This is a genomic window from Gammaproteobacteria bacterium (genome assembly GCA_029880545.1).
In the GTDB taxonomy this organism is placed as follows: Bacteria; Pseudomonadota; Gammaproteobacteria; order Acidiferrobacterales; family SZUA-150; genus JAOUOD01.
The window spans coordinates 32641-50619 of the sequence record JAOUOD010000002.1 but is presented as its reverse complement, the minus strand read 5'-3'; the positions used below and the strand labels follow the sequence as shown (position 1 = coordinate 50619).

At 52.3% G+C, this 17979-nt stretch carries 16 protein-coding genes; 11 read left to right on the top strand and 5 right to left on the bottom strand.

Going from position 1 to position 17979, the window contains the following annotated elements; translation table 11 throughout:
• Positions 1–74 precede the first annotated feature (74 nt).
• From OEZ10_02285 to OEZ10_02260, 6 genes are all read left to right on the top strand, one after another.
• Positions 75–344 carry an RNA-binding protein gene (locus tag OEZ10_02285; protein MDH5631803.1) on the top strand — a complete coding sequence of 90 codons (270 nt, stop codon included), beginning with the start codon at positions 75–77 and terminating at the stop codon, positions 342–344.
• Positions 345–375: 31 nt separating this feature from the next.
• Positions 376–618: a hypothetical protein gene (locus OEZ10_02280; GenBank protein MDH5631802.1), complete on the top strand. Its 243-nt coding sequence runs from the start codon at positions 376–378 to the stop codon at positions 616–618.
• A 592-nt stretch (positions 619–1210) separates the two neighbouring features.
• On the top strand, positions 1211–2290 hold the full coding sequence (locus OEZ10_02275; protein ID MDH5631801.1) for a beta-eliminating lyase-related protein: 1080 nt from the start codon (positions 1211–1213) through the stop codon (positions 2288–2290).
• Between the two features lie 315 nt (positions 2291–2605).
• Positions 2606–4648 carry a hypothetical protein gene (locus OEZ10_02270; protein ID MDH5631800.1) on the top strand — a complete coding sequence of 681 codons (2043 nt, stop codon included), beginning with the start codon at positions 2606–2608 and terminating at the stop codon, positions 4646–4648.
• A gap of 256 nt (positions 4649–4904) precedes the next feature.
• A complete protein-coding gene (locus tag OEZ10_02265; GenBank protein ID MDH5631799.1) occupies positions 4905–5348 on the top strand; it encodes a hypothetical protein in 444 nt (147 codons plus the stop codon).
• A gap of 8 nt (positions 5349–5356) precedes the next feature.
• Positions 5357–5968 carry a TetR/AcrR family transcriptional regulator gene (locus OEZ10_02260; protein MDH5631798.1) on the top strand — a complete coding sequence of 204 codons (612 nt, stop codon included), beginning with the start codon at positions 5357–5359 and terminating at the stop codon, positions 5966–5968.
• 82 nt (positions 5969–6050) lie between these two features.
• Here the strand turns inward: OEZ10_02260 and OEZ10_02255 are convergent, their stop codons facing one another.
• A complete protein-coding gene (locus OEZ10_02255; GenBank protein ID MDH5631797.1) occupies positions 6051–7613 on the bottom strand; it encodes a HAMP domain-containing histidine kinase in 1563 nt (520 codons plus the stop codon).
• A gap of 167 nt (positions 7614–7780) precedes the next feature.
• The gene (locus OEZ10_02250) at positions 7781–8656 is read right to left on the bottom strand and encodes an AEC family transporter (protein MDH5631796.1); all 876 of its coding nucleotides are present in this window, start codon (positions 8654–8656) and stop codon (positions 7781–7783) included.
• A gap of 163 nt (positions 8657–8819) precedes the next feature.
• Here OEZ10_02250 and OEZ10_02245 point away from each other — a divergent pair, with 163 nt between their 5' ends.
• The 5 genes from OEZ10_02245 to OEZ10_02225 all read left to right on the top strand — a co-directional run bounded on the left by OEZ10_02245 (position 8820) and on the right by OEZ10_02225 (position 14042).
• Positions 8820–9221 (top strand): DUF2784 domain-containing protein, encoded by a 402-nt coding sequence (locus OEZ10_02245; protein MDH5631795.1) that lies wholly within the window; start codon positions 8820–8822, stop codon positions 9219–9221.
• 22 nt (positions 9222–9243) lie between these two features.
• A complete protein-coding gene (locus OEZ10_02240; GenBank protein MDH5631794.1) occupies positions 9244–9840 on the top strand; it encodes a hypothetical protein in 597 nt (198 codons plus the stop codon).
• 93 nt (positions 9841–9933) lie between these two features.
• The gene (locus tag OEZ10_02235) at positions 9934–11202 is read left to right on the top strand and encodes a hypothetical protein (GenBank protein MDH5631793.1); all 1269 of its coding nucleotides are present in this window, start codon (positions 9934–9936) and stop codon (positions 11200–11202) included.
• Entirely contained in the window at positions 11202–11816 is a 615-nt protein-coding gene (locus tag OEZ10_02230) for a DUF2238 domain-containing protein (protein MDH5631792.1), read from the top strand. Before OEZ10_02235 ends, OEZ10_02230 begins: the two co-directional genes overlap by 1 nt.
• 192 nt (positions 11817–12008) lie before the next feature.
• Positions 12009–14042: an EAL domain-containing protein gene (locus tag OEZ10_02225; GenBank protein MDH5631791.1), complete on the top strand. Its 2034-nt coding sequence runs from the start codon at positions 12009–12011 to the stop codon at positions 14040–14042.
• Here the strand turns inward: OEZ10_02225 and OEZ10_02220 are convergent.
• From OEZ10_02220 to OEZ10_02210, 3 genes are read right to left on the bottom strand one after another with little or no spacing between them, the layout of a single operon-like run.
• Positions 14035–14646: a hypothetical protein gene (locus OEZ10_02220; GenBank protein ID MDH5631790.1), complete on the bottom strand. Its 612-nt coding sequence runs from the start codon at positions 14644–14646 to the stop codon at positions 14035–14037. The genes OEZ10_02225 and OEZ10_02220 overlap by 8 nt on opposite strands.
• Positions 14643–15818, bottom strand: coding sequence for an exo-alpha-sialidase (locus OEZ10_02215; GenBank protein MDH5631789.1), 1176 nt, complete (start codon positions 15816–15818; stop codon positions 14643–14645). Before OEZ10_02215 ends, OEZ10_02220 begins: the two co-directional genes overlap by 4 nt.
• Positions 15819–17864, bottom strand: coding sequence for a sulfatase-like hydrolase/transferase (locus tag OEZ10_02210; GenBank protein ID MDH5631788.1), 2046 nt, complete (start codon positions 17862–17864; stop codon positions 15819–15821).
• Positions 17865–17979 lie beyond the last annotated feature (115 nt).

The following is a 17979-nucleotide window of genomic DNA, read 5'->3' as shown; positions in this document are numbered from 1 at the left end:
GCAGTACTACAAGGACAACCCCGCGCCTGCGGGGTTTGTTTTTTCCGGTAGGTCAATGCCAATGAGGGTTTGTTATGAAGACACTGTTTATTGGCAATCTCGCACGAGGAACCACTGAAACCGGCCTGGAAACGCTGTTCTCCGAATTTGGCAAAGTGCGCTCCGTCAAGCTGGTGAAGGATATCTTTTCCGGTGACTGCAAAGGCTTTGGTTTTGTTGAGATGGAAGGGCACGAGGCACGAAACGCCATTTCCGGCCTTGATGGAAAAATTATTGACGGAAAAACACTGCAAGTCAGGCACGAGAAACCTGGCGGCAAGGGGCGAAAGTCGGCTCGCCGGTAGACCTAATTTTCCAATTTATGGAGTCAAATGAATGGAAACCTTGAATCAGCCAGCTTCACCTGAAGAGTCGTATCACGTCCTGTCAGTAGAAAAAGCTGAGCGGCCGGCAGGAATAAAGGACGGCAACTGGTATCGTTATGAAATTGCACTGGGTCGCAATACCCTGGTAGGGAACCGCAGGGGAACGTTACAGCAGGTAACGCAGTATGCTGAAGATTGTGCGCGCAACATGAGTGAGCGCATCGCCCGAGGCAAGCGCAAAAAAACCGGTTAACAAGCAACCCGTCGACCCGTCCAGCTTTGGCGCCAAGCACCCTCCCCGGCGCAGTATATAGAGACAGAAAAACCTGCCCAGTTCCAGGCTGATTCCACGACAGGCTGGCCGGTATCAGTTCTGGCCACAGGTCTTTGCAGGTACAGGTCCTGCCGTATCGGCCTATGGCAACCGTGGTTGTCAATAACGGGCTGCGCAACCGGAAAAAAGAGTGGCGCACTCGGCAAGTCATTCCGCAATAAGTGACCCTTTCCGGATCGATAAAGAACAGATTCCCCGTGCGTACTACGTGTATCAGCAATATTTCCCCGAAGTGATGCCAACTGATGCCAGTAAAATGGCAAGTATTTTGTCAGCGCTGATGATTCAGGTTTATGCCCGGTGCGAACCGTGTATCGCACAAAGATGTTTCAGGAGCCGATTCATGGCACAGACTTTTTGGATTCCCGGAACCGTTGTAGTATTCGAACCCGGAAGTTGATACCGGTTATATGTATTGGATGTGCCCCGTGTTTTCGCCCGTTGCTGAAGCTATCCAACGCAGATACTTTTGCCGGGGAGGGCGCACAAGAAATATGGTGACATCGTAGATATGAGTGAGATATTAAAGAATTGCACTGACATACTGCCAGGCCACGGCTCAAGACTAAACGTCAAGGAGATGTTGTCATCCCTGGCTGAAGTCGTTGACGAATCTGTAGCGCCGGATGTTTACGGCGCAGGAGAATACATCAGCGAATTTGAGGCTGAAGTCGCGGGGATGTTTAACAAGGCATCGGCCGTATTTATGCCATCAGGCACCATGGCGCAACAGATCGCCTTGCGCATCTGGTGTGATCGTGCTGCTAATCTGACTGTAGCCATGCACCCGGAATCACACCCGGAAATCGCGGAGTATCTTGGCTACCAGTATCTGCACGGCCTGCGCCGTATCCAGTTCGGCGCACCGGAAGCCATGCGGCATCGTGTAATGAATTTGACTGATCTCGAAAGGCTTGGCTCAAAACCGGCTGCTGTATTGATAGAGTTGCCAATGCGCATGATTGGTGGTCAGTTGCCTGACTGGGATGAGCTGGTAGCGATGAGCCGGTGGTGTCGTGAAAGAGAGATTGCCATTCATCTTGATGGTGCGCGCATCTGGCAGTGCCAGGATTATTATGGCCGGAGCCTGGGCGAGATCGGGGAGTTGTTCGATAGCATCTATGTCTCGTTCTACAAGGATATCGGCGGCATGTGTGGCAGCATGTTGCTTGGCAATGAATCTTTTATCCAGGAAAGCCGAACCTGGCAGCGGCGTCACGGCGGCAATCTGTATACCCAGGCCCCGTTTGTTGTTTCAGCGCGGACGCGTATGCACGAGGTGTTGCCACAGATACCGGCCTGGAATGTCCGTGCGCGTGAGCTGGCGGGAATATTTTCGGCTCATGACCGGGTTATCGTGAATCCCGATCCACCGCAGGTGAATTTCTTCCAGCTCTACCTGAAAGGCGATGCAGTGACGTTGATGGAACGGCATCAACAGCTGGCTGAAGAGCAGGGCATATTCCTGTTTAACGCACTAAACCCGTCAGCAGTACCCGGTTACGCCTGCACGGAAATACATGCCTGGGAGAATGCCGCCAGGTTTGACATTACGAGGCTCGAAACTTTTCTCGATATGTTACTTGGGTAATTGTACGTGTTGTCCTGATAGTGAAACAAGACGTCTTAAAATTGAATTAAAAAAATCCATCCATCTTTTGTCTCAACTGTTAATACGAAAGTATTGCCGCCTGTTGCATTTGTCATGATGAATTATAAAACGATATATGAAACCATGTTGTTCACGTATATAGTTATCATCTCGGATATGTGATCAAGATCACTTTGCAATCAATAATCATTAACTAATATTGGTTTTGTACCCTGTGACCGGATGCCGGCGGGGTGAATCAGTGTTGCGGGTGGCATCAAAACAGACGGATCCAAAGGTGAGAGGAAATCGTGTATGAAAATCTTCATGAAGCCGGTAGCGAAAGCTGTTACATGCATGCTGGTTATGACGGTTGTTTCGGCTTGTGACGAAAACGGTAATCTTGATATTGATGTTCCTGATGTAGTGGATCTCCGGTTCCAGCAGACGCCATTGAAAAATCAGGGGGGAAAGCGTACCTGTATTACTTTCTCGGTTGTAGCAGCCATGGAGGCAGCGTACAAAGAGGCCGGCTATGGCGATCTGAATCTGGCCGAAGATTTCGTTAACCACATGGGAAAAACCATGTGGATTCATCCAAATTGGGGCAATCCTGAAGACAGGGACGGAGATGGGGTCGTTTCAGACCTTGACGGGGATGGAATTCCTGATGAGAGCCCGGCAACGCTTGGTCCGAATTTCACTGAAACACAAGTCGCGGCATTCGGCGGAGGCACCGGGTTGTATTATCTCGGCGCGCTACGGAACTGGATGAGGGTGCCGTCCGAAACGGATATGCCGTATGTTTCGGGCAACCCGGATTTAACCCCCTATTGCGCGACGTGCGGTGACTGGGCTGATCCATACTGGAAGAATCAGCGCAACGCCAGTGATTATAATCTGGATCCCGCCATTCTTCCGCGCACAGCCGTGACGGCCGGAAACTATTACTCAATCGGCTCGTTTCGAAAGCTGGCGACCGGCAATACACCGGCAGAAATTGAAGCGGCGTTATTGATGGGGCACGAGGTGGTCTGGGATTTTCTTGTTGGTGGTAACCGTACTGGCGGTGTCTGGGTTCCCGATAGCTCTACGGCATTGGACGGCCATTCAATGCTGATTGTCGGGTATGATCGATCCGACCCGGCCAACCCTTTCTTCATAGTCAAGAATAGCTGGGGAATAAACGGCGCGGGGGCGGACGGCTGGACTCGTATTTCCTACAATTATCTGAGTACCTATGGAACAAGTGGCGGTTATATCGAAACCGTTAATGTGCCCACGCAATGGCCGGAACTGGCCTTTGTCGGGAAGTGGAATTTGTCATTTGACGGACATCATGGAGAGTTGCATGTTTATCATATGCCGGGTGCATCCCGAGCATTGTTTGATGAATATCCCAGGGTAGCCGGGGTTGCGGATAAGCGTATTGGCACATTTTATGATGCTGCCGGGAATGCCTATCGCGTGAATGGCGTAATCAGCGGGAGATCGATGACCTATTACATTGACTGGGCAAATCCAAACCTGCGGTGGGACCAGTTGCAGGGAAGAAGATTTGAATACCAGAATTTCACCTACGATGATATGACCATGGCCGGCCTGCATTATGACGGCAATGCCACGGTTTGGGGCGGGTATGCCAGGCAGTCCGCTTTCTTGGCATCAGCGTATGACAGCGCCCGGCCTCTCGCTCCCGAGTCGTACCTGGGAAGCTGGCGTGTTAATTACAACGGTGAGCTGGGTACGCTGGTGCTGGACCATCGTGATGATAACCTTGTCAGCCGGGCAGGTAGCTGGGCAGCGCTGGGAGGAACATTTGTGGCAGACGCGGTGACGCCTGTAATCGTTGATGCCCGTGCAGAGGTGTCACTTGCTGACAGGAAACATGTGATTATTTCCACCGGCCAGCAAGGCGCGAACTTTCTTGATGGCATGCATCTATCATGGGAAGGCGTCATAGCAGGAAACTTGGGTACCGCGCCAGGAGGTTTTTATGCCGAGAGGATATTCGCGTTCAATTACCCGCCGTTTGCGGCAATAAGTGCGCCACTCGCAGGACAGGGCTTCGCAGCATCTTTGCAAGACACATCAGGATGGTATGCCTCGGTAAATATTGCCGGAACCGCAACTGATACTGAAGACGGACTGCTCGGCAACAAGAATTTCACCTGGACAACGTCTATCAACGGCCAGGCAGAATCAGTACTGGCTGCGTTTGCGGGAAGCCTGACGGCAAAATTGTATGCGCCGAATTGTGGCGCCAATACACATGATCTCCGCTTTTATGCCCGGGACAGCGGGGGGATGTACCATTTCGACAGTGTGTCGGTATCGGTAACCAGAACCTGTCCTTGAGTACCGATTGCCCGAATAGGCTCGCGACCGGGAACGGCGCGGGCCATTTTCTTTTTGCCGGCGGCAAAGAACTGTGCCTGTCGGCGGAACAGTTCGATAAATATTGTTTGCTACTACTCATAATATTCTGAATTATAACAATAAAATAGAGGCTGGCTGTCGCTGCTCGCGCCTGGCGTGTCGAAAGAGCGACTGGAACGATCGTTCCAAACGTGTTAGTGTCGTTTGGAACGATCGTTCCAATAAGGAGACAGGTGTGAATCTGCATTACAGTTATTTTTCTGTTCCAAATCCGCTGCATATTCTCGACAAGCTGCTGCACCCGTCTCGTTACCAGCAGCAGGTGAGCTTGCGCAATAAGCCCGTGACGGTGCGCTGGACCCGCAGGGCTGCCAGGGAGCTGGCCCGTCGTAACCAGCCGTTGCTGATAGAGTTGCAGCTCTATTTCACCTGCGTGGTAAAAAAGCGGGCGCTGTTCCATGATCCGGGCGAGATCATGGGGCTGGAGCCGATCAAGGTGAACCAGGACATTGAGTTGGCGTTTCGTACGGTTCAGGCAGCCAGTTGCGATCCGGAAGAGTTTGCCCGAAGTTTCCCGGTAAAGCAGGAATTCAGGTCTGGCGCGGCCATGAAAATGGCGCCGCGTGATGTATTGCTCGATTTTACTTCTGGTGGATGGGTTGCCGATTTTTCAATCTAGGAATTTTTATGCCTTCACAACCGCAATTCAACATTGACGAGACCCTGGCCAAGGCGGTGTGTCAGTTCTGGACGCATGGCTACCATGCCACGTCCATGAGCAATCTTGTTGATGTAATGGGCATCAACCGGGCCAGTATCTACAATACCTACGGCGACAAGCGTACATTGTTCATCCGGTCCCTTGAGCAGTATCACGTGATGCTGCGGGAGGTCAGGCTGGAGCGTCTTGCAGAACAATACGGTGCCCTGGAACGCATAACTGCATTATTCGACCTGGTTGTAGCAGATGCCGAGTCAGAAGATGTAAGGCGCGGCTGCCTGGTAATGAACACTGCGCTGGAATTGGCCGCGCATGAGCCTGATGTGCGTGAAGTGATACTATCGGCCCAGAATACCATCAAGAAGTTTTTTCGGGATTCCCTGGCTGAGGCCTGCGGCAAGCGACTGATTGCCGGGGAACTGGATGACGAGGCTCAATTTCTGTTGACCCTGCTGTCAGGATTCCTGGTGCAAGTCAGGAATTGCGAGAATCCCGGTGACATGACTGCAGTAACCGGACGTATTTCCGGCTATTTGAACAATCTTTTGCATCAATCCGGCAAAGAAGAGAGTTGTTGACGGGGCCAGCAACTCCTCTGGTTTGATGAATGACATCCTCCTGGCCGGGTTACCGTTTGCCTGACCAGGCAAGCTTCGGCTCTTATCTGGCCAGGGGTAGCGATACCCAAAAGCAGGTGCCGATACCATCTCCGGTTTCAAAGCCGATATCACCGTTATGTTCCTGGATAATGGCCTTGGCAATGTAGAGTCCGAGACCGGTGCCTTTTATAACCGGTTCGCGTTTGTGCCCTGACTGCTCAAAAGCCTTGAATAGCCGGTGACGAAAGTTTTCCGGTATGCCCATGCCGTGATCGGTAACACTGATGCGTGCGCTGGCATCGTTCTTGTCCAGATTGATAATAACTTCATCGTTGTCCTTTCCGTATTTCACTGCATTGGACAACAAGTTGGCGAGTACCTGCTCGATCCGACCCGGATCGGCATGCACGATGCAGTCCTGGCAGGAACTGGTAAAGCGCAAGTGCGCGTTGAATTTTCCGGCATAGCTCTGGTAGCTGTCCATCACATGCCTGATAACAGAACCGAGGTCGACCAGCTCCTTGTGATATTCAAGCTTGCCGGAACTTAATTTCTGCACATCAAGAAAATCATCGACAAGCTGGCTGAGATGTTCGGCGTTGTTCAGTGCCATGCGGGCCAGTTCAGTGGTTTTTCCGCTTATGCTGTCGGTAACGCCACCGGCAATAAGGCCGAGACCACCCCGTATCGCGGTCAGGGGTGTGCGTAGCTCGTGGTTGATAAGGGAAATAAATTCGTTCTTGATCTTTTCGGCTTTCATGCGTTGTTTCGCTTCGTTGTGAAGGCGGTACAGGGCGACAGCAACGAGAATGGAAAATCCCGAGAACAACAGGCCGGATTCAAAAAAGATCTTTCGTATCTGGCTGCTGAACAGGTCCTGATCGTGTAGTGAATACACATGCCACCTGCTGTTGACGACTGGAGTACTGACCAGCACCCTGTCGAGTTCTTCCCTGGGCATCCTGTAGTCATCGCGTAACCAGTTTATGCGTGAACCATCCGGCGTGACCTCTATAAGATGATCTGCAGACTTGTCCGCCAATACAAGCTTGTGCCCGGGTATCAGTCGATTCTTCAGTAATCGCCCGAGAAAGTCTGCGTGAAAACCGATTAACAACGCGCCGTTTGTGCCGTTGGTCTGCCATGGACTGGCAACATCAAAATGATAGGCGGCGGGATTGGGATGTATGCGCGTATTGTATCGCCCGGATTCAAGTGCAGCGCGCGTGTCCTGCAGGCAAACTTCCCCAATGAGTCCGTCAAAGTCGTCAATGATCGGATCAAGGTCCTGGTCCAGGATAGTGAGCGCAAAGTAATCCGGAAAATATCGCTGTGCCCGCTCATGAAGGTAGGCGATGTTTTTGGCGATGTGTGCCTCGTTTGCCGCCGCTGAGGATATCTGCCGAATATGATCCATGGTGAAAATATTCACCAGGCGTTGTTTTTCGGTTATGAACCGTTCCACTTCGGCCGCTACACCCCTGGCAACCGTTGCAGCATTCGTGGTCTGGAATTCGCGATATTGTCGGTACTGGGTATAGCCGTCGTAAATCAGCAGAAATGCGACGAGAGCCAGAAAAAATCCAAACGCCAGAACGGAAAGTCGGAAACCGCGGTCGATCATGAAGTTGTTCTTGCTAAAGCCCGGAACGGGCGTTAAGAATTCCGATGTGCATGGTTGAAGTCATATCTTACACGATGCGCAAGTGTGAAAAATGTACGAGTTTAATGAGGAAACTGGCGTGGCGCCGGCGAGGTAACCTGGCGGTACGCGGTGTTTTGCAGGGGTTTTTACAGTACTCGTGCCAGCACAATCGGTAACGTGATTACAGCCATCAGGTTGGCAATAAACACGATCGATGCGACTTTTTTGGGTTCCTGGTTATACTTCTCGGCCACCATGTAGTTCAGCACTGCGGGCGGCAGGCATGCGAACACGTACAGGCACGCTTGTTGTGTCGGATCCAGGTTCAGAAATGGACTGATCAGCCAGGCCATCGTCAGGCCGCTTGCCGGGGCCAGGATACCGGCGATAATGCCAAGACGGGCGTCACTGAAATCGGCCTGCACCATGCGTATTCCCAGGGTGAACAGCATGAGCGGAATAGCGATCTGGCCAATCATATCCACCGGCGCGGAAATGGCGCGCGGCAAAGTGATGCCCGTGAGACTCACGACTATGCCGGCGATACTGGCGAGAATCATGGGCGTACGCAATACGCGCAGAAAACCGGCCCGGTGATTCAGCAGGTACATGCCCAGGGTGAAGTGTAGCGTATTTTCCGCGAGGAACAGTATAATGGCTGCCGGCAATACATCACTGCCAAAAGCCAGTAGCAGGATCGGAATGCCCATGTTACCGCTGTTGGTGAACATCATTGGTGGTACAAAGGTCTTCCACTGCACCCGAATCAAGGGCAGGAATGGCAATACCAGCAGGCCAGAGCCCAGCACCACGGCAATGCCGGCCAGCATCAAGGCCTGGTACGAGGCAATATCAAAACCTTTCGCCGACAGCGCGGAAAAAATCAAAGCCGGGATGAATACATCCATGTTCAGCCGGTTCATGTTTTCGATATCAGTGTCAAACCTGCGGCCATAGAAGTATCCCAGTGCGGCAATCAGGAAAACCGGCAGAACTGTTTCGATAACGGGCAGCAGGGGCATTGTCCGGACAACATTGTAATAAACGTGGCGCTATTACACCCGCTTGTTCCGGTACGGTCAATGCGCTGTGGCCTGTTATTCGCGCCAGCAAAACAAGCAGGTCACAGACAGTGATTTTGGCGCTATAGTGGCGATTGGCTATCAGTACAGGAAACCCGCAGCCATGACCTGGTCTTTTCTCGCTGATGTAGTGTTGCTGTGCCATCTCGCGTTTATCCTGTTTGCAATACTGGGCGGACTACTGGCTCTTGGCTGGCATCGTGTTGCCTGGGTTCACGTACCGGCCGCCTTGTGGGCGGCAGCCATCAATCTGTTGTCGTTTCCATGCCCATTAACTGCCTGGGAGCAGCGCTTGCGTCAAATGGCCGGCGAAGCCGGCTATGGCGGCGGGTTTATGGATCACTATATCGTGCCGCTGGTATACCCGGGACCGCTTTCCGGGCGGGTTATCACGTTGATGGCGGTCGCGCTGTTGATGTGGAATGGCGTTGTTTATGGTTTTGTGGTTTATTTTGCCAGGCGCAAACGGCAATTGTGCAGTTCGCGACTGGACTCGATAAACTGAACCGGCTGGAATACACAATCGAATGATCGATACCCATATCAAGCTGATCCTGAGCGTCGTGGCAACGATCATTACACTGGTCATTTTTGTTCCCTATGTGCGATCAATCCTTCGTGGTGATGTGCGGCCCCATGTGTTTTCATGGATTATCTGGGGCCTCACCACGTTTATCGTGTTTCTTGCCCAGATTTCTGATGCCGGCGGAGTTGGCGCCTGGCCGATAGGATTGTCCGGAGTGCTGACTATTGTGGTCGCGGTGCTTGCCTGGCACAGGCGGGCGGACATTTCCATTACCAGGGTAGATTGGCTGTTTTTCGCAGCTTCGCTGGCGTCATTGCCGCTGTGGTACCTTACCAGTGATCCGGCGATGGCAGTCATCATTCTGACCTCCATTGATGTGCTGGGTTTTGGTCCGACAGCAAGAAAGACCTACGACCAGCCGTATTCCGAGTCAATGCTGTTTTTCTTCATGTTTTCGGTGAGAAATGCCGTTGTGCTGCTGGCACTTGAAAACTACAGTGTTGCGACCGTACTGTTCCCGGCGACAATTTCCGTAATATGCCTGCTGCTGATCACCTTGGCCTTGTGGCGACGTCGGGCGATGCCAGCCCCGGCTTGAGAAAACCAGCGGCCTCGTCCATGAACATGCAGCGAAAAAATGTCTTGTCGTTGTACGCTTGTAACTCATAGCACGCCAGGGAGGAAGTGATTCGTGAAAAAGGAAACCGGGTTCGCCCAAACGTTTTTTGTTGCCATTGTCGGCCTATGTCTTCTGCTTGTGAGTGCTGATGGTGAAGCAATTGATCGACGTCGTGACCAGTTTCAGACCGAATCCGGTTATTACGTATTTCCGTTTCCTTACAGTTTGCCCGGAGTCGGTGACGGCGTCGCCCTGTTGGGTGTTGTGCCCAATGTTTCGGAAACCCACGCTGATATTTTTGGTTATGTATTACAGGGAGACTTGAAGGGTGTCGGCGTGACGGCGTCGGACATCCACCTTGTTGATCGACATCTGATCATGGATGTGAGCGGAAGCTCGTTCAACAAGGTCAGTCTCCAGGCATATAACACCCGTGGCATCAGCGGTGACAAGGATGACTACCTGATCATGGAAATGGATGACAATGATTTTTTCGGCAGCCGTCTCACCGCTACCTGGCTTGATCGCATGTTCGAGTTTTACTTGATGGGTTATACCGGCTACTGGCAACTGTCGGCAATTCGTGACAAGGATGGTGAGCTGATCCAGGCTACCGACAGCGCTGATCGCGAGGATTTCCAGGCCTATGCCGCCGGAAGCCGAATTGACTATACCGATGACTATCTGAACCCAAGGGTTGGCCTCAGGTTTGACCTGACTGCCCGACACAGCCCGCGTCGCGAAGATTACGCGCCGGACCAGTTTGCCATGCAGTATAACTTTACCGGCTATTACCCGTTCCGGCGCTGGGATACGCTGGTGTTCAACTACTACCAGGCTGACGCGCATGTGCGCAAGGAGGGTGAGACCGATCCACTGGCGGTGCAGGGTATCATGGGCCTGGATTGTACACTCGGCACTGCTGACCAGCAGGCTGACTGCCTGAAGCTGGTCGACAATGTCGTTGCGGGCAACAAGTACGGAACGGTTGATGGTCTGGGTGGCACGAGTCGATTGCGATCCTATCCCATGGGGCGATATAACGCGGCGCATACGCAGTTCGCCGGCATTGAGTATCGCTGGAACCTGACTGATGAATCCACGCCGTTTGATATTTTTATTGCCAAGGATGTCCGCAGTGCTTTGCAGCTGGCATTCTTTTATGAAATCGGAACAGTGGCCGATCGGCGCAGGGACCTGGGCGAAAAAATGCGTCATAGTTACGGCATTGGTGGCCGACTGGTGACAGAGTCCGGAATGGTGATTCGCGCTGACGTAGCCCATGGGCGTGAAGGGCTTGGCGTGACCATTATCGCCGGGTTTCCATGGGAGTCATTCTGATGAAGCCAGAGAATCGCGGCCAGGTCGTGCCACATGCTCTTCTTGGTCTGTACCTGATCGTGTTTTCGATTTGCGCGGTCGAGCCGTATTCGCGTGATGTCTGGTGGGCGGAAAACATCCCCGTCATCATCATAGTTTCCCTGCTGGTATACAGTTACCGTCATTTCCGGTTTTCAGCCATGGCTTATAGCCTGATGTCGGTGTTCATTATTCTTCACACCATAGGCGGGCACTACACGTTTGAGCGCGTACCATTTGATTTTGTCAGCAACCTGTTCGGTTTTGAGCGTAATCACTATGACCGGCTGGCGCATTTCAGTGTCGGCTTCTACGCCTATGCCATTGCCGAGCTTCTGCATCGAAAGCGACTGGTACGATCGCGCTGGCTGTTATTCCTGTTCCCATTGTTCTCAATCGTAACGGTGGCAGGTCTTTATGAAGTTATCGAATGGCAGTACGCCATCAGCGTTGATGCCCAGGCGGGTATCGCGGTACTGGGCTCCCAGGGTGATATCTGGGATGCACAGAAAGACATTACTGCCGATACGCTGGGCGCCCTTTTCGTGTTAGGAATATACATATATATCAATATCTTGCGAAAAAAAATGGGTTGAATCGGGGTCAGGAGTTGTTCTGGAATCCTTCCAAAACCCTCGGTATTCGCGCCTTGGCCAGACACCACAATCGGTAAGCCAATTCTTCCATTTCCCCAAATTTTCTACTATGGTTAGCGGATAAATACTAGAAAAACGCCCGAAAAGGCGTGACGACTCCTGGTTGTCAGTGATTGTATTTTGGAGGAGTGAGTGTCGGTGTCCGCTACGCCTAACGATAGTACTGTTAGGGGTTTTTCGCATTTTCGTCTGCCGGCGGAGTTGCAGAACTCGATCGATTTTTTTCGTCAGCTGCTCAATTCAGCGCCTGATCCCATGCTGGTAATTGACGAGCCGGGTGAAATCCTTATTGCCAATGCCCAGTGTCAGGCCTTGCTTGGCTATAGCGCACGTGAACTTGTCGGCAAAACAGTAGAAATACTTATACCCGAATCATTGCGACATCATCATGTCGAATTAAGACAGTATTACCGGGATAATCCCATGCCGCGTCCCATGGGGTCAGGGCGCGAGCTTCAGGTATTGCGAAAAGATGGATCGGTTATAGACGTGGAAATCAGTCTCGGTTCTATCGAAGCAAATGACCGTTTGCTGGTAACTGCCGCATTGCGTGATGTCAGCGAGCGCAAAAAAATCCAACAGGAAATCAATTATCTTGCATCCTACCCGCGATTGAGCCCGATACCTATCGTCGAGATGGGTAATTTTGGTGAAATTATCTATTTAAACCCGGTGGCGGAAGCGGCATTCCCCGAACTGGTAACCGACAATACGCACAGCCATCCGGTTACCGCGGGTATTGTTGAATTGTTTCCACACCTGCGAAATGGTTCTGCTGCTGTTACTCGCAATATTATTGTGGGCGAGAAGGCATTTGAGCAGCAACTGGTGTACATACCGGATACCGATCGGGTTCGTGTCTATTCCTGGGATGTCACCCGGCTTAAGGCCATTACCGAGAAGCTGGTCTATCAATCCCATCATGACGTGTTAACCGGTCTTGTGAACCGTCAGCATTTTCATGCTCGTCTCGACCAGGCTGTAGCAGTGGCGCAAAATAATGGAGTCACATCTTCCCTTGGTTATATCGATCTTGATCAGTTCAAGGTGATCAATGACACCTGTGGGCATAAGGCAGGTGATGTATTGCTGAAGTTGCTTGCCAGTGAACTTAAAACAAAGTTGCGCACCAATGACGTGCTGGCCAGACTGGGAGGAGATGAGTTCGGTTTTCTGCTGGATAGCTGCCCGGTATCGGTGGCCCGGGACGTGGCCAACAAACTGAGAAAGACAGTTGAGGATTTCCGTTTTACCTGGGAGCAGAAAGTTTTCGGGCTTGGCGCCAGTATTGGTCTCGTGGAAATCAAGCCTGACAGCAGCAGTTCCGCAAGCCTGTTAAGTGCCGTGGATGCAGCCTGTTACATGGCAAAAGAAAAGGGACGAAACCAGGTCTATGTGCACGAAGACAGTGATACCACGTTGCAGTCACGCACCCGGGAAATGAACTGGACCCGCAAGATCCGGTCGGCAATTGAGGAAAACCGTTGGGAGCTGTACTTCCAGAAAATTGTCAGCATTGACAGAAGCAGGACCAATTACGAAGTGTTATTGCGCATGCGCAATCGCGCCGGGGAGCTTGTTTTACCGGGACAGTTTGTTCCGGCCGCGGAACGTTACGGGATGATGATGAACCTTGATAGCTGGGTGGTACAAAATACGGTAGAGGCTATTCAGCTTGGACGATTTGGCAGCCAGGGACATGTGAGCATTAACCTGTCAGGCCAAACCCTGGCCAATTCCCGGGTTATGCAGGAAATCGTCCGGAAGATCGATGAACTGGATGAGCCTTCCAGGATTTGCCTGGAAATTACCGAAACGGCAATGATCAGCAATATGTCGCTGGCTGAGCAGTTCATCAAGGCATTGCGTGAAAGGGGCTGCAAGTTTGCGCTGGATGATTTTGGCAGCGGCTTGTCATCATTTGCCTATTTGAAACTGTTGCCCGTTGACATGCTGAAAATAGATCAAATGTTTGTGAATGAAATTGCCTACGATCGTGTAAGTTGGGCAATGGTCGAAAGCATCAACCAGGTCGGGCATGTCATGAACCTGTCCACGGTCGCGGAAGGCGTGGAGAACGACGAGACCATCAGGTGTTTACAGGAGATCGGCGTTGACTTTATCCAGGGGTACGGGATTCATATGCCGGAACCGGTAATCAGATGAGCTGCCTGTTTTTGCCGGCGTCAGCATGTTTGAGTTTTCGGACAACAGGGAACAAGGCATACACGAACACGGCAGGATCCAGCAGGTAGTCCCACAGGTTGCGGGATTCCATGGCCGGAATACCGGCGAGCAGCACGGCAACGACTAGTAACGAGGCCGCAAACCACGCTTCTTTCAGGATCATAAATACAGTCACCAGTAATACCGCTACGGGCAAGGCAAGTCCGGAAAATCCCCATTGATAGCTGTCAATCGGCCCGAGTCCCAGCGCAGCCGGGTACAGCACAATACCGGCAACTACTATCACGGGGTACAGCCAGCGATGGCTGTTGAAGTCGACCAGGTTCTTGCCAATAACGTGAGCGACAACCGTGGCCAGTACCAGGCCCTGGCTGACAATGCTGAGGTCACCGATGATTCCGCGAATGTAGTTATAAACCGGGAGGCCGTTAACGGGAAGCGCAAGCAGCGGCAACGCGGCCACGGGCAGAAACCGACTGATGTAGTTGTCGGTACGGGTATAACGAAGTGTTACAATGATGGCCAGTGACATAACGCACCCGGCGCTGAATATCGCCAGCATTTGTTGCAGGACGCCGCTCATTTCAGTTTTGACTCCAGCCATGCCCGGTTAAAGCTGACATGCTTGATTACGGTTTTGTTCCAGGTGTAGCTGACATGGTACATGCCGAGACTGTCGCGAATCAGGTGAGGATAGGAAAAGCGATGCTCTGTTAAATCGTTGCTTTCATTTTCAACCTGGTGCAGAACTTTCCAGTGTATGCCGCGGTCGTCAGAAGCAGCCAGAGACAGGTCGTTGCGGCCGTGTTCTTTGTTATTGAACGCGAGCAAAACACCGTTATTGTCCAGGCACAGGGCGCTGACAGCCGCGTTGGGATTGGGCAGGCCAGTGGCTGTCATGGTGCTCCAGCTCAACCCGCCATCGACAGTACCGGAATACTGGATACGCGGTTCGGCCTTGCCAGCGTAGCGCAACAGCGCAACTGCATCCTTGTCGTTAAATGCCACTACCGAAGGCTGCAGGCTGGCGCGTCCCTGGCTGATGCGACGCTTGTCGATCACGCCTTGGCTGGTATCGATATACAGCATTTCACCAAATTTTCCCGCCAACTCGTGGTATACGGGCAGGGCAATGACGCCGTTTTCCAGCAGCAGCGGCTGACCCTTGACCAGGGTGCTGAGGTTGAAAAATGGCGAACTGATCAATCGTCGCGCGACACTCCATGATTCTCCATAATCACCGGACTGGATATGATTGATGCTGCTTCCGGACCAGCCGCCCAGGGATACGGAAACATAAAACAGGTGAATGCTGCCAGCGCGGTCTCTAATCATAACCGGGTTACCAACCTTCTTGATGTACCGGGATACTGAAGCACCGGTGCGAAAGCGATCACTGATGGCCCGGGCTTCAGACCACCTGTTTTGTTCGGGACTGAAACGGGCAAGGTAAATGGCGGAATCCTTTGATCCCTCGTAGCTACCCCCGTACCAGGCGGCGAGCAGTGCCCCGTTGCCAATATCGAGCAGTGCCGAGGCATGGGTTTGTCGTGTCAGGCCGGCAGGATGAACGTCGATACTGCGGTAGACGGGCAGTTCGCTGCCGGAGTCAGCCGCCGTGGCGGTGCGACACAGTTCTTCCTTCGCAAAGACCGGTTTCAGTTCGCGGTCTTCAGCCAGTCTTTGGGAGAACAGGCCGCCAAAGCTGATGCCCATGGCTGCCAGGGCGATCAATATCCGGTGTGCGAGGGTCATCTAGCGTACCACCTTGTTGTTCTTGTCCTTGTACTTGGCGCCGTTGTTTCGAAGCATGTACTTGGTGGATTCGTAAATGGCCCAGGTGATCTCTTCCATGCGCCTGGCCTTGTCCGGGAACTGGTCCTTGAAGTCGGCAAACGGTTCTTCCGATTGCAGGTCAAACAGTGATTTCTCGCTGCCATCGGCAAACATGCGGAAGTAATAGCGATCACCAATGACGCCGATACGCAACGGTGTACTGTGCCACAGCGCAAAGGCATAACGCTCACCGTCATACTTGTCGTCGAAGAAGTTTCGGCCCAGCGTGGTGTTGAGGTGTGTAATACCGGCCAGACTGGCAATGCTGGTCATGACATCAAGCGAGCTTGTGACCCTGGTAATGGTTTTTGGTTCCGTGATCAGGTGTGGCGCGTATACAAGCAGCGGAATGTGATGCCGGGTGATGTGCAGCGGCTGCTCGGTTTTGGGCATGTGCGCACCCGGGTTGCCGACCAGCAGGCCGTGATCCGCATAAAATACAAATATTGTATTTTTGAAAAATTTCTTCTTCCTGGCATGCTCAATAAAATAGCCGATGGAATGATCCATGAAGCGGAACGAATTGTATTCCTTGTTGGATACAAAACCGTTGGCTTTTAATACCTTGCTCTCCTGCGCGTCGTATTTGAATCCCTTGTTGTCATCAGTAATGTTATAGGGTCGATGATTGCCGGATGTCTGGAGCACGGCGACAAAAGGCTTGTCCTGCTTGTCCAGGACGTCTGCGGCTTCCTCGAACAGGTGAATATCGGAAATGCCCCAGGCGTCGACGCGTGGCGCACGGTAGCTGCCTTCCTCGAAGATGGTCAGGTCTTCGATATTGGACGATATCACGCCACGTATGTTGCCCCAGTTGGTGCTGCCGCCCAGGAAATAGAACTTCTTGTAACCATCATACTGATCCAGGATCAGGTTCTGGTTTACGATTGTCGGGTTACGCGAGGACGTGGCCTCGGTTTCAATGTCAGGCAGGCCGGTAAGCAGGGCGAATACATTGCGCGCCGTGCCATTATGCGGAACGTAATGATTTTTGAACATCAGGCCGTCGGCGGCCAGCCGGTCAAAATTGGGAGTCGGGTTCAGTGTATTGCCAAACACACCGGTTTTATAGGCGGCAAAGGATTCAAGAAATACCAGCACAACATTCGGTTTCCTGCCATTGATGGCGACTACCGGGTTTACCGGCGTAACCAGGCGGCGATAGTCCAGGCCGGGCTTGTCAGGACTGGGAAGCTGCAGGTAGTCAGCCATGACATCGTAATGTTGCTGCACTGACTCTTCCGTATAGGAGATCTTCTGGTTCTTGAACGTTTCGCCGTAATAGATCACCGGGTTCAGGGCGATGGATGATGCAAACGGGTGAGTACTGAAAAAAGCATTGCTCCAGCGTAGCGGGTACCAGGAAAGATTGCCGTAACAGCCGGCCAGGAAAACAAAACTTGCAACCGTGGCCACGACAGCTTTTTTCTTCTTTGTCGGCAGTTCCATGCCCGGATGCTGTGCGGTGTAACAGGATAGCCGGTAAATCAGCCATCCGGCAGCGCCGGCAATCACCAGCAACGCCAGCGTGCCACTTATAACAGGATAGGTTTCCCAGGCCATTTGCATGGATGTTTCAAAGTCGGCCAGGAAGCGCAAGATGGTGGCATCCATGCGTGTGCGCAGGTAGGCAAAATGGGCCCAGTCCAGACTGTAATGCACCAGAAGGGCAAGACTGGCGATACCGAAATAAATGGCCCAGCCCTTGCGTGCGGTTTCATTCCAGGTGGGGCTCAGTGTTTTGATCCAGCCCAGGAACAAGGCCGGCGCTATGACAAACATGGTCAGGCGCAGGTCGAACTTGTAACCGATATAAAATGATTCGAGCATGACATCGGCGGGAATATTGTCAGCCGCGTCGCTGAAATACAGCCAGAATGCCAGGCGCAAACCGCTGAACAGGACGATATAGCCAATGGAGACGAAAAACAGGAAGCGCAGCAGCGCGGGAATTTTATGAATCATAGAGTCGTATTGGTGCCTAATGCCGAGCGGGCTGAATGGTGTTACTGGTTAATCACTGTCGGTATCTGATCAAACTTTTTTAAAATCAAATACTTGTAAGGCTACAGGCTGCGTA

Excerpts from the sequence above, each read along its gene's own strand:
- OEZ10_02245 (MDH5631795.1), top strand. The coding sequence starts at position 8,820 with ATGACCTGGTCTTTTCTCGCTGATGTAGTGTTGCTGTGCCATCTCGCG.
- OEZ10_02275 (MDH5631801.1), top strand. The coding sequence starts at position 1,211 with ATGAGTGAGATATTAAAGAATTGCACTGACATACTGCCAGGCCACGGC.
- OEZ10_02230 (MDH5631792.1), top strand. The coding sequence starts at position 11,202 with ATGAAGCCAGAGAATCGCGGCCAGGTCGTGCCACATGCTCTTCTTGGT.
- OEZ10_02285 (MDH5631803.1), top strand. The coding sequence starts at position 75 with ATGAAGACACTGTTTATTGGCAATCTCGCACGAGGAACCACTGAAACC.
- OEZ10_02215 (MDH5631789.1), bottom strand. The coding sequence starts at position 15,818 with ATGACCCTCGCACACCGGATATTGATCGCCCTGGCAGCCATGGGCATC.
- OEZ10_02270 (MDH5631800.1), top strand. The coding sequence starts at position 2,606 with ATGAAAATCTTCATGAAGCCGGTAGCGAAAGCTGTTACATGCATGCTG.
- OEZ10_02210 (MDH5631788.1), bottom strand. The coding sequence starts at position 17,864 with ATGATTCATAAAATTCCCGCGCTGCTGCGCTTCCTGTTTTTCGTCTCC.
- OEZ10_02240 (MDH5631794.1), top strand. The coding sequence starts at position 9,244 with ATGATCGATACCCATATCAAGCTGATCCTGAGCGTCGTGGCAACGATC.
- OEZ10_02250 (MDH5631796.1), bottom strand. The coding sequence starts at position 8,656 with ATGCCCCTGCTGCCCGTTATCGAAACAGTTCTGCCGGTTTTCCTGATT.
- OEZ10_02220 (MDH5631790.1), bottom strand. The coding sequence starts at position 14,646 with ATGAGCGGCGTCCTGCAACAAATGCTGGCGATATTCAGCGCCGGGTGC.
- OEZ10_02255 (MDH5631797.1), bottom strand. The coding sequence starts at position 7,613 with ATGATCGACCGCGGTTTCCGACTTTCCGTTCTGGCGTTTGGATTTTTT.
- OEZ10_02280 (MDH5631802.1), top strand. The coding sequence starts at position 376 with ATGGAAACCTTGAATCAGCCAGCTTCACCTGAAGAGTCGTATCACGTC.
- OEZ10_02260 (MDH5631798.1), top strand. The coding sequence starts at position 5,357 with ATGCCTTCACAACCGCAATTCAACATTGACGAGACCCTGGCCAAGGCG.